The sequence below is a fragment of the Streptomyces sp. NPDC006261 genome, from assembly GCF_040613515.1.
Lineage (GTDB): Bacteria > Actinomycetota > Actinomycetes > Streptomycetales > Streptomycetaceae > Streptomyces.
Genome location: NZ_JBEXSI010000039.1, coordinates 58,207 through 69,385 on the forward strand (window position 1 = coordinate 58,207; position 11,179 = coordinate 69,385).

An 11,179-nucleotide genomic window follows, 5' to 3' on the forward strand; every position below is an offset into this window, starting at 1 on the left:
AAGGACCGCATCAGCCCGTTGCAACCTCGAAGGGGGCAAAGCGGTACACACTCCTCATGTCTACGCCCCCGAGACCACTCAAAACGCCCACGATGTTAACCGAGTTTCACGTCTGCACCCAGCGCCTTGCGCAGCCTGGCCGGGTCCACCCGCCAGAACGTGTGCTGTTCGTCATCGATCAGCACCACCGGAATCTGCTCCCAGTACTCCTTGTACAGCTCCTCGTCCTCGGTGATGTCCTTCTCCACCCACGACGCTCCGGTCTCCTCGCAGACCGCGCTCACCACCGCCCGGGCGTCCTCGCACAGATGACAGCCGGGCTTCCCCACGAGGGTGACCACCCGCTCGGCGGGCTTCTTCTTCGTACGACGCAGCAGAGGACTCATGCCTCTCATTCTGCGCCCGTCCCGCTCGGTTCCTGAGCCTGCGATGCTCAGTTTCTGCGCCCGCCCACCACCCCGGCGGGCCGCCCGGAATCGCCCGGTCAACGAGTCGGCCCCGCAGAGTTCACGCCACCGCATCCCGGCAGGTCGGGCACGTACCGGCGGACTGGCTATGCTCACCGCATGGCCGCTCTTGGATGGCTCACACCCCGTAGGCGTTCCGCAACCGCACGGAGCGTCCTGGCAGGCGAGGCCGCGGCCGAAGCCGCACGCAAGACCTCGGCCGAGGACGAATCCGCCCTCCTGACCGGAGCTCCGGAACAGGCGCCCGAGGAGGCCGCGTTCCCCGTCGCCGGGGACGACCGCGCCGCCGCCTTCTTCGACCTCGACAACACCGTCATGCAGGGCGCCGCGATCTTCCACTTCGGCCGGGGCCTCTACAAGCGGAAGTTCTTCGAGCGCCGCGAACTCACCCGGTTCGCCTGGCAGCAGGCGTGGTTCCGGCTGGCCGGCGTCGAGGACCCCGAGCACATGCAGGACGCCCGCGACAGCGCGCTCTCCATCGTCAAGGGCCACCGCGTCTCCGAGCTGATGTCCATCGGCGAGGAGATCTACGACGAGTACATGGCCGACCGCATCTGGCCCGGCACCCGCGCCCTGGCCCAGGCCCACCTGGACGCCGGCCAGCGGGTCTGGCTGGTCACCGCCGCCCCGGTGGAGACCGCCACCATCATCGCCCGCCGGCTCGGCCTGACCGGTGCGCTCGGCACCGTCGCCGAGTCGGTCGACGGCGTCTACACCGGCCGCCTGGTGGGCGAGCCGCTCCACGGCCCCGCCAAGGCCGAAGCCGTACGCGCCCTGGCGGCGGCCGAGGGCCTGGACCTGGAGCGGTGCGCCGCCTACAGCGACTCGCACAACGACATCCCGATGCTGTCGCTGGTCGGCCACCCCTACGCGATCAACCCGGACACCAGACTGCGCAAGCACGCCCGCGCCCTGGACTGGCGGCTGCGTGACTACCGCACCGGCCGCAAGGCGGCCAAGGTCGGCATCCCCGCCGCGGCCGGGGTCGGCGCACTGGCGGGCGGCACCGCCGCGGCCCTCGCCCTGCACCGCCGCCGCCGCTGACCGTTCGTCCCCACCACCCGCTGTACCCGTCAACCGGGCGACAGTGCGGCAGAGCGACAGATCACGAAGCAATCCGATCAATAACTGATCACGATGTGCTGCTCGATGCGTCACTTAGCGATACAAGAAACGACGTAATCGGTGATTTAGGCAACTGGGTGTAGTGCCGCCTGCACGAAGCGTTATTCTCCTCAGACGCATCACGGAGACCGCCGCTCGCTACGACGAGTGACGTTTTTCGAACTGCTCGTGATGGAAGCTCTGCCTCTGGGAGTCCCGTGTACCCACACGTCGGGGTTGACGCCTCGGGCCTGGCTACGCTGCGTGCATCGGTCATTGACCGCCTGCGCGGCTTCGTCCCCACCGCGTACGCCGTCCCCGCCTTCGCCACCCCTGCACCTGCCGGCCCGTGCTACGCCATGGCCGAACGCAGTGCGGCGGTCGGAAGACGCAGTACCCGCGCCGCCTCGACCACGTCGACCGTCCGCCGTCCCACGGCCGACAGCGACAGCGCACGCATGATGGATCTCGTCGAGCGCGCACAGGCCGGTGAGGCTGACGCCTTCGGCCGCCTGTACGACCAGTACAGCGACACCGTGTACCGGTACATCTACTACCGCGTGGGCGGCAAGGCGACCGCGGAGGACCTCACCAGTGAGACCTTCCTCCGCGCGCTGCGCCGTATCTCCACGTTCACCTGGCAGGGGCGTGACTTCGGCGCCTGGCTGGTCACCATCGCTCGCAACCTGGTCGCCGACCACTTCAAATCCAGTCGGTTCCGACTGGAAGTGACCACCGGCGAAATGCTCGACGCCAACGAGGTGGCGCGCTCCCCCGAGGACTCCGTCCTGGAGTCCCTCTCCAACGCCGCACTGCTCCAGGCCGTGCGCCGACTCAATCCACAGCAGCAGGAGTGCGTCACGCTGCGCTTCCTGCAGGGCCTCTCGGTCGCGGAGACGGCCCGCGTGATGGGAAAGAACGAGGGCGCGATCAAGACCCTGCAGTACCGCGCCGTGCGGACGCTCGCCCGGCTCCTGCCGGACGACGCCCGCTGACCGGGACAGCCGCAGCCGCTGCCTGTAAGTGACCGCCCCATCACGCACTGGTCCGATCATCTTTCGTGCGTAACCCAAGTGCCGCGGTGCTCGTTGTGCCGGTTGCAGGCCCCCTGTCGTCACTCCATGTCCGTAGCCACTCACCCCATCGAGTGGAAACGCTCAAGGTGTGCAACCTTCCGGACCGCCAGGGGAGTCGACCGTCATGACGAGAGGAGGTGCCGCCAGTGATCGCAAACGTTTCGGCACACCGGCGGGCGAACGCCTTCGCCCAGGCCCTGGAGGAGCAGACCCCCCAGGGTGCGGCGGCCGTACAGCCCGAGGAGCCGGCCGACCAGGCCGACCGCGGACCGCTGTTGGCCCTGGCGAACGGCCTCGGTGAGCTACCGAAGCCGCAGTTGGACCCCGAGGTCAAAGTGGTGCAGCGAGCCCAGCTCGTCGCGGCCATGGAGGCCATGTTCGCCGAGGGCGGCGCATCGACGGGCCCTACGGTGCCCGTGCAACGGGGCAAGGGGGCCCACCGGGCCTCGCCACTGCGCAAACTGCGTCCCCGCTCCCGCTGGGCGAAGGGGCTCACCGCCGGTGGGCTGACCGTGGGTGTGGCAGCCGGAGCGTTCGGCGGAGTGGCCGCTGCCAGCTCCGACGCCCTCCCCGGTGATTCGCTGTACGGGCTGAAGCGCGGGATGGAGGACATCAGCCTCGGTATGGCCAAGGGCGACGCCGACCGCGGCGAGGCCTACCTCGACCAGGCGTCCACCCGGCTGAGCGAGGCCCGCAGACTCATGGAACGCGGCCGCGCCGGCGAGCTCGACCACGAGTCCCTCGGCGCCGTCAGACGCGCGCTCAACGGCATGTCCCACGACGCCTCCGAGGGCCACCGCCTGCTCCACTCCGCGTACCAGCGCGACGGCTCCATCGGCCCCATCCAGACCCTGGACACCTTCTCCCGCTCGCACCGCTCCGCCTGGAGCAACCTCCGGGACCGGCTCCCCGTCCAGCTCACCGACATCCGCGACCGGGTCAGTTCCGTCTTCGAGGCCATAGAGGACGACGTCGCCCCGCTCCAGTCCCTCCTCCCCCGTCCCCCTGGCGGCAGCGAGGACACCGGACGCACCGACACCACCCCACCGGACACCGGATCCCCCCGGGCCGACGACCCCACCCCCGCCGCCCCGTCCCCGTCCGAGGGCCGCCCCGGCTCCAGCACCGCGCCCAAGCCGTCGGACTCCTCGGACTCCCCCGGCTCCTCGGACCCGACCCCTGACGACGGCCTCCTCGGCGGCGGTACGGACGGGCTGCTCGACGACCTCCCCACGGACGGGCTCCCCCAGCCGTCCCCGGAAGACCGGCCCAGCACCCCGCCCCGCCCCGCCCCGGACGTCACCCTGCCCCCGCTGCTCCCCGGGCTCCTCCCCGGCCTGGGGATCGACGGAGAGAACCTCAAACCCAAGCCATAGGACCTACGCGAGAGGGGGCCGGCACGCGATCCGCGTACCGGCCCCCTCTCTCCGTCGCTGCCCCCGGCCCCTCAGAAGAAGACCGACCGCCGCTGCACCAGCAGCTTGTACAGCGTGTGCTGGATCTGCTCCCGCACCTGGTCCGTCAGGTTGAACATCAGCATCGGGTCCTCGGCCGCCTCCGGCGGATAGCCGTCCGTCGGGATCGGCTCACCGAACTGGATCGTCCACTTCGTCGGCAGCGGCACCGCACCCAGCGGCCCCAGCCACGGGAACGTCGGCGTGATCGGGAAGTACGGGAAGCCCAGCAGCCGCGCCAGCGTCTTCGCGTTGCCGATCATCGGGTAGATCTCCTCGGCCCCCACGATCGAGCACGGCACGATCGGCGCCCCCGCCCGCAGCGCCGTCGAGACGAACCCGCCCCGCCCGAACCGCTGCAGCTTGTACCGGTCACCGAACGGCTTGCCGATCCCCTTGAAGCCCTCCGGCATCACCCCGACGATCTCGCCGAGCTCCAGCAGCCGCTGCGCGTCCTCCGCACAGGCCAGCGTGTGCCCGGCCTTGCGCGCCAGCTCGTTGACGACCGGCAGATGGAAGACCAGGTCGGCGGCGAGCAGCCGCAGATGACGCTCGGCGGGGTGGTTGTCGTGCACCGCGACCTGGAGCATCAGCCCGTCCAGCGGCAGAGTGCCGGAATGGTTGGCCACGATGAGCGCCCCGCCGTCCGACGGGATGTTCTCGATGCCCTTCACCTCGACCCGGAAGTACTTGTCCGCCAGCGGCCGCAGCGCCGACATCAGGACCTGGTCGGTGAGCTCCTTGTCGTAACCGAACTCGTCGACCTCGTAGTCGCCGGTGACCCGCCGCCGCAGGAACGCGAGCCCGCCCGCGATCCGCCGGTCCCAGCCACCACCGGACCCACTCGCCTCACCCGGCTCCCGCGCCCCGTCCACCGGGGCCTCCTGAGGCTGCTGCGGGTCCTGCGTCCCCTCCCCGGCCTCCGGGGAGGGATCAGGGAGCCGACCGCCCGGCAGGGCGCTCACAGGGGCCGTGGAGCCGTCGCCCCGCCCGCCCCCGGCGCCCCCGGTCCGGCGCCGGGGCGGGCGCGAACCGCCACCGGACCGCGAACGGTCGTCGTCGAACGGAATGACCTTGGCGTCCGCCATCGTGACCGCGCTCCTCTACCTGGCGCCGTGAGTCGTCTGTACCGCACCGGCCCCGCGCTCCCGCGGTCCGGCACCCCCCGGCAGCGGCAGCTCCGCCAGCCGGTCCACCACCCTGCCCACCGTCTCCGGCGGCAGCAGCCCCGGGCCCCGGCTCCGCGCGAACTCCGCGAACGTCTCGGCCGTGGTGAACTCCGGCCGGAAACCGAGGGTCTCGCGCATCTGCACGGTCGAGACCACCCGGCCGTGGGTCAGCAGCCGGATCTGCTCCGGCGAGAAGTCGGTCATCCCGATCGTACGGAGCGCCGAGCCGACCCACGTGACGGCCGGCAGCAGCACCGGCACGGTCGGCTTCCCCAGCCGCCGCGAACACTGCGACAGCAACAGCACACCCTCCCCGGCGATGTTGAACGTACCGCTGTTCAGCGTCCCGCGCCGGGGCTCACGCGCGGCGATCCCGAGTACGTCGACCACGTCGTCCTCGTGCACGAACTGGAGCCGGGGGTCGTAGCCGAAGACCGTCGGCAGGACGGGCAGCGACAGATAGTCCGCCAGCGGCGAGTCCGGCCGCGGCCCCAGGATGTTGGCGAACCGCAGCACGCACACCGCGACGTCCGGCCGACGGCGGGCGAAGCCCCGTACGTACCCCTCGACCTCCACCGCGTCCTTCGCGAACCCGCCGCTCGGCAGCGACTTGGGCGGAGTGGTCTCGGTGAACACCGCAGGATCGCGGGGCGCCGACCCGTACACGCTCGTACTGGACTTCACCACGAGCCGCTGGACGGTCGGCGACTTCTGGCACGCACCGAGCAGCTGCATGGTGCCGATGACGTTGGTCTCCTTGATCGCCGTCCGGCCGCCGGCGCCGAGCGCCTTGCCGGAGACGTCCAGGTGCACGACCGTGTCGACGGCGTACTCGGCCAGGATCCGCGCCAGGGCGGACTGCCGGATGTCCGCGCGCACGAACTCCGCCTCCCCCAGCGGATGCGCGGGCGCGACCGCGTCCACGGCGATCACCCGGTCCACCCCGGGCTCCCGCTGGACGCGCCGGACGAAGCGGCCCCCCAGCTGCCGGGCCACTCCTGTGACGAGGACGACCTTCCCCAAGACCAGCGCCTTCCGTCGGCCCGGGAAGCCTGACCCGGCTCCCCTGCTTCCCGCGGTAACTTCCCTGGCCGTCACCGTAGCGGGTGGACGCCGCCCTGTGATGACCCCGTGCCCCGAAACGCACCGCAGCCCTCCCGCCGGATCGGCGGGAGGGCTGCGGATCTCACGAACTGCGTTCGCTTACTTCTTGTTGCGACGCTGAACGCGCGTGCGCTTGAGCAGCTTGCGGTGCTTCTTCTTGGCCATCCGCTTACGCCGCTTCTTGATAACAGAGCCCACGACTACCCTCGCTCACTTCATCTTCACTGGTGCGGGGCGTCTGGGCCCACACGACCTACGTCGGCCTAGCCTACCCGCCACCGGGTGAGGGACGTAATCCGAGGGCAAACCCCAGGCGTCCGACGGCCTTCCTCAGGGTTCCGAGGGCGGCCTCAGGCTGACTCCACCCCCACAAAGGACTCGCGGAGATACGCGTGAACCGCTTGCTCCGGCACCCGGAAGGACCTTCCCACCCGGATCGCCGGCAGATGACCGCTGTGCACCAAGCGGTACACGGTCATCTTCGACACTCGCATGACCGAGGCGACTTCCGCCACGGTCAGAAACCTGACCTCGTTGAGAGGCCTCTCGTTGTCAGCAGCCATGACCCACCTGTACCTTCCGCACCGGACGCGCACCGGCTTCCCCTCCGGTGACTCTTCGTCGCTGTGCGCTCACTCCCCAGGTTAGGGGCGGGTGGTGCGAGTGGGGAAGAGGAGGGACGTCCGGGCGGCTAGCCGGACAGACCGGCCCGGTGGAGCACATACCTCGTCAAGGGCCGGTAGTAGTGCGCCCGGACCCCGTCATCCAGCGGTACGACGACCGAAACCCGCCCCTCGGCCTCGCCGACGAAGAGCGCGGGATCGTCCGTATCCGCCGGCCCGATCGCCTCGATACCGAGCTGACCTGCACCGCAGACCCACCCGTGATCCCCGATCACCAGCTCCGGAAGAACCCCGTACCGCTCCGCCGCATCCTGGAGCGCCACCCGGACCGGCAGCGGGGAATGCGTGTGTGCGCCGGTTTCACCACCCGAGGGCCGCCCCCCGGGTTCGCGTACCAGCGCGACCCCCCGTACATGGTCGAGGTTGTACGTGCGTACGCCGAACCGGGTCGTTATGTCGATACATCTCCCCTGCGCCGGGGTGAGGACAGGGCATCCCGCCGACGACAAGGCGTCTGCCAGCCCGGCGTAGAACCCCAGCAGCCGGTGCGGATGCCCGGTCCCCAGGAGCACCGGAGCCCGCAGCGACGCCACCCGCCCCAGCCGCTCCGCGAACGCGTCCAACGCGGCCACCGTCCGCTCCGGGTCGATCGCGTCAGGACCCGACACATGCGCGGGATCGGCCGAGACCCCGCACCGCTCCGCCATCAGCCGCAGCACCTCCGGCTCGGCCCAGGTCCGCTCGGGCGATAACCCGAGCATCACCCGCGGATCGCGCGCGGCGAACAGGCGGTAGCTGCGCAGACTGTTCTCGCGCGACGTGGCGACAGGCCCGGCCAGCCGGGCCGCCAGCAGATGGGCGCGCAGCGCCCCGGTGCTCAACACCCTCGGGATGCTGCCGTACCGCCCCACCCGGGCGGGCCGGATTCCCTGTACGCCCCACCGTTGGCGTAACCGCGCGGCACAATGCCCCACCCGGTACGTCGGGCCGGCATCCGGCAAGCGGCGTCAGGCGAGCAGCCCCCGCAGCGGGAACGCCGCCTTACGGGTCGCGATGACCGCCTGGTCCAGCCGGTCCGCCGGGTCGTACCCGTCCTCCCAGGACTGCCACGAGGGCGTACGCCCGTCCGTCATCCGGCCGGGTCCCAGCTGCCGCGTACGGGCGTAGACAAGATCGCGCCACGACGGCGGCACCACCGACTCCGGATCCACGGGCGCGTGCGCCGCGATCCCCACCAGATGCGTCCACGACCGCGGTACGACATCCACCACCGCGTACCCGCCCCCGCCGAGCGCCACCCACCGCCCGCCCTCCGCGTGACTGTGAGCCAGCTCATGACAGGACTCCATCACCGCCCGCTGCGCGTCCAGGGAGACCGCGAGATGGGCGAGCGGGTCCTCGAAGTGCGTGTCGGCCCCGTGCTGCGTGACGAGCACCTGCGGCCGGAAATCGGCCAGCAGCTCGGGCACCACGGAGTGGAAAGCCCGCAGCCACCCGGCATCCCCCGTCCCGGCGGGCAACGCCAGGTTCACCGCGGAACCCTCACCCGCCCCGGCCCCGGTCTCCTCCGGCCACCCGGTCTGCGGGAAGAGCGTGCGCGGGTGCTCGTGCAGGGAGATCGTCAGCACCCTCGGGTCCTCCCAGAACGCTGCCTGCACCCCGTCCCCGTGGTGGACGTCCACATCGACGTACGCGACCCGCTCGGCGCCGAGCTCCAGCAGCCGGGCGATGGCGAGGGCCGGGTCGTTGTAGATGCAGAACCCGGCGGCCGCGCCCGGCATCGCGTGGTGCAGTCCCCCGGTGAAGTTCACCGCGTGCGGGGTCTCCCCACGCCACACGGCCTCGGCGGCCCCGACCGACAGCCCGGCGATCAGCGCGGACGCCTCGTGCATCCCGGCGAACGCCGGATCGTCGACGGTCCCGAGCCCGTAGTCCTGGTCGGCGGCCCGTGGGTCCGCGGATGCGGCCCGCACGGCGGACACGTAGTCCTGCCGGTGCACGAGCCGCAGGGTCGAGTCCCCCACGGGCTTCGCCCCCCGCAGGTCCACCGCCTCATCGAGCCCGAACGCCCGCACCAGCCCCATCGTCAGGGCGAGCCGGACCGGGTCCATGGGGTGACTCTCCCCGAAGTCGTATCCCGTAACTGCGTCATCCCACATCAGCTGTGTGCGGCCGCTCATGCCCGCCACCGTATCGGGCGGGCTCCGGAGCGAACGAGCGGGCATACACCAGCGTCGCCAGCACCAGGACCATCGGTACGAGCATGGCGCCCCGGTAGCTCCACGCGTCCCCCAGCACCCCCACGAGCGGCGAACCCACCAGGAACCCGACATAGTTGAAGATATTGAGCCGAGCCACGGCGGCATCGCTGTTGCCCGGGAACATCCGTCCGGCCGCCGCGAAGGTCTGGGGCACGATCACACAGAGCCCGAGCCCCAGCATGGTGAACCCGAGCATCCCCACCCAGGCCCCCGGCGCCCCCGCCACCACCGCGAACCCGCCGGCCGCCAGCAGACTCCCGCCCCGCACCACGGCCACCGCCCCGAAACGCCGCACCCCGAGATCCCCGACGGCCCGCCCCAGCAGCGTCGTCACCATGTAGACGTTGTACGGCAGGGTCGACATCTGCTCCGAGCTGCCGAGCACGTCCTGGAGGTACTTGGCACTCCAGTTGGAGACGGTCGAGTCACCGATGTACGCGAAGCACATCACCAGGCAGAGCGGCAACAGCAGCTTGAACGACAGGGAACCGGCCTCCTTCGGGGCTCCTCCGCCGGCCTCTTCTGGACTCCGCCGCCCCTCCGTGTACCACCTGCTGCCCACCAGGGCGGCGGGCAGCAGGAGCGCCACGACGGGGAGGTAGGACACGAGCAGCGACAGATCCCATCGCGCCCCGACCCACGCCAGGGAGGCCCCGGCGATCCCCCCGAGGCTGTACGCGGCGTGGAAGCCGAGCATGATGGAGCGCCCGTACGCCCGCTGAAGGCTGACGCCCATCATGTTCATCGAGGCGTCCAGCGCCCCGACCGCCAGCCCGAAGGCCCCGAGCGCCACGGCGATGTGCCAGAGCTGCCGGCCCGCACCCACCCCGAGCAGGGAAAGCAGGACGAGGGGCTGCGCCCACCGCAGGACGACACCGGGCCGCACCCGGGCGACCACCTTCTCGGTGAGTACGCTGCCGGCGCCCGCCAGGATCGGGACCGCGGCGAGGAAGACGGGCAGCAGCCCGTCGGATATCCCGTACTGGTCCTGAAGGGTGGGGATACGCGTCACGAGGAGAGCGAACGCCACCCCCTGGACGCCGAAGCTCAGCGCCAGTGAGGCCCTGCCGTGCCGCAAGCCCGCGTCTGTCATGGCCGCGAGCGTAAGCCCAGGATCTACCCATGGGTAGATGGATCAGGCGAGCAGTTCCGGGAGTTGGGCCATGTCCGAGAAGTACCCGGTCACTCCGGCCAGCCGGTCCGCGGGCATCATCGACGTGAACCCGTACACGTCCATCCCCGCGGCCCGCGCCGCCTCGACCCCGAGCGGGCTGTCCTCGATGACGACGCACCGCTCCGGCGCGACGCCCATCCGCTCGGCGGCGTGCAGGAACAGGTCCGGCGCCGGCTTGCCCCGCCCGACATCCTCCGAGCTGAAGATCCACTCCTCCTCGAACCACTGGTCGATCCCGGTGGTGCGGTGCCCGACCCGGATCTTCTCGTGGCTCCCGGACGAGGCGACGCAGTAGTCGACCCCGTCGGCGACGAGCTTGCCGAGCACGTCCTGGACCCCGTCCACCGCCACCAGCTCCTGCTGGAAAGCAGCAAAGGTGCGGGCGTAGAGGGTGGTCTCGAAGTCCGCGGGGAGCTTCTCGCCACCCCGCTCCTCGACGAGGTCGTGCACCCGGTGCACGGCGGCCCCCATGTAGTCGCGGAGCGACTCCTCGTACGAGGTGGGATGACCGAGTTCGGTGAGGTAGCCGGCGAGGATGGTGTTGGAGATCGGCTCACTGTCGACGAGCACACCATCGTTGTCGAAGATGACCAGTTCGTAGCGCATGGTTCGACCCTAGACGCTCAGAACGCAGAAAAGCCCCGTGCCACAAGGCACGGGGCTTTCCCGGAAAAATTGTTCGGCGGCGTCCTACTCTCCCACAGGGTCCCCCCTGCAGTACCATCGGCGCTGAAAGGCTTAGCTTCC

12 protein-coding genes are annotated in these 11,179 nt (G+C 70.6%); 3 read left to right on the forward strand and 9 right to left on the reverse strand.

Going from position 1 to position 11,179, the window contains the following annotated elements:
* Positions 1–95: 95 nt before the first annotated feature.
* Positions 96–386, reverse strand: coding sequence for a glutaredoxin family protein (locus tag ABZ154_RS24170; protein ID WP_356835823.1), 291 nt, complete (start codon positions 384–386; stop codon positions 96–98).
* Positions 387–566: 180 nt separating this feature from the next.
* On the opposite strand from ABZ154_RS24170, the gene ABZ154_RS24175 reads away from it, so the two are divergent.
* The 3 genes from ABZ154_RS24175 (at position 567) to ABZ154_RS24185 (ending at position 4,023) form a co-directional block, all read left to right on the forward strand.
* Positions 567–1,511 carry an HAD-IB family hydrolase gene (locus tag ABZ154_RS24175; RefSeq protein ID WP_356835825.1) on the forward strand — a complete coding sequence of 315 codons (945 nt, stop codon included), beginning with the start codon at positions 567–569 and terminating at the stop codon, positions 1,509–1,511.
* Positions 1,512–1,789: 278 nt separating this feature from the next.
* On the forward strand, positions 1,790–2,566 hold the full coding sequence (locus tag ABZ154_RS24180) for an ECF subfamily RNA polymerase sigma factor, BldN family (protein ID WP_026241604.1): 777 nt from the start codon (positions 1,790–1,792) through the stop codon (positions 2,564–2,566).
* A gap of 227 nt (positions 2,567–2,793) precedes the next feature.
* Positions 2,794–4,023 (forward strand): DUF5667 domain-containing protein, encoded by a 1,230-nt coding sequence (locus tag ABZ154_RS24185; RefSeq protein ID WP_356835827.1) that lies wholly within the window; start codon positions 2,794–2,796, stop codon positions 4,021–4,023.
* 71 nt (positions 4,024–4,094) lie between these two features.
* Here the strand turns inward: ABZ154_RS24185 and ABZ154_RS24190 are convergent, their stop codons facing one another.
* The 8 genes from ABZ154_RS24190 to ABZ154_RS24225 form a co-directional block, all read right to left on the reverse strand.
* Complete coding sequence (locus tag ABZ154_RS24190; RefSeq protein WP_356835829.1) at positions 4,095–5,189, reverse strand: lysophospholipid acyltransferase family protein; 1,095 nt, start codon at positions 5,187–5,189, stop codon at positions 4,095–4,097.
* 15 nt (positions 5,190–5,204) lie between these two features.
* The gene (locus ABZ154_RS24195; RefSeq protein ID WP_356835831.1) at positions 5,205–6,293 is read right to left on the reverse strand and encodes an NAD-dependent epimerase/dehydratase family protein; all 1,089 of its coding nucleotides are present in this window, start codon (positions 6,291–6,293) and stop codon (positions 5,205–5,207) included.
* A 180-nt stretch (positions 6,294–6,473) separates the two neighbouring features.
* Positions 6,474–6,572 (reverse strand): AURKAIP1/COX24 domain-containing protein, encoded by a 99-nt coding sequence (locus ABZ154_RS24200; RefSeq protein ID WP_003948845.1) that lies wholly within the window; start codon positions 6,570–6,572, stop codon positions 6,474–6,476.
* A 152-nt stretch (positions 6,573–6,724) separates the two neighbouring features.
* The gene (locus tag ABZ154_RS24205; protein WP_015609302.1) at positions 6,725–6,937 is read right to left on the reverse strand and encodes a helix-turn-helix domain-containing protein; all 213 of its coding nucleotides are present in this window, start codon (positions 6,935–6,937) and stop codon (positions 6,725–6,727) included.
* 128 nt (positions 6,938–7,065) lie between these two features.
* Entirely contained in the window at positions 7,066–7,881 is an 816-nt protein-coding gene (locus ABZ154_RS24210) for a phosphatase (protein WP_356835833.1), read from the reverse strand.
* A gap of 123 nt (positions 7,882–8,004) precedes the next feature.
* The gene (locus ABZ154_RS24215; RefSeq protein WP_356835835.1) at positions 8,005–9,177 is read right to left on the reverse strand and encodes an acetoin utilization protein AcuC; all 1,173 of its coding nucleotides are present in this window, start codon (positions 9,175–9,177) and stop codon (positions 8,005–8,007) included.
* Positions 9,146–10,351 carry an MFS transporter gene (locus ABZ154_RS24220; RefSeq protein ID WP_356835837.1) on the reverse strand — a complete coding sequence of 402 codons (1,206 nt, stop codon included), beginning with the start codon at positions 10,349–10,351 and terminating at the stop codon, positions 9,146–9,148. Before ABZ154_RS24220 ends, ABZ154_RS24215 begins: the two co-directional genes overlap by 32 nt.
* A 42-nt stretch (positions 10,352–10,393) precedes the next feature.
* On the reverse strand, positions 10,394–11,038 hold the full coding sequence (locus ABZ154_RS24225) for an HAD family hydrolase (RefSeq protein WP_356835839.1): 645 nt from the start codon (positions 11,036–11,038) through the stop codon (positions 10,394–10,396).
* Between the last annotated feature and the right edge of the window lie 141 nt (positions 11,039–11,179).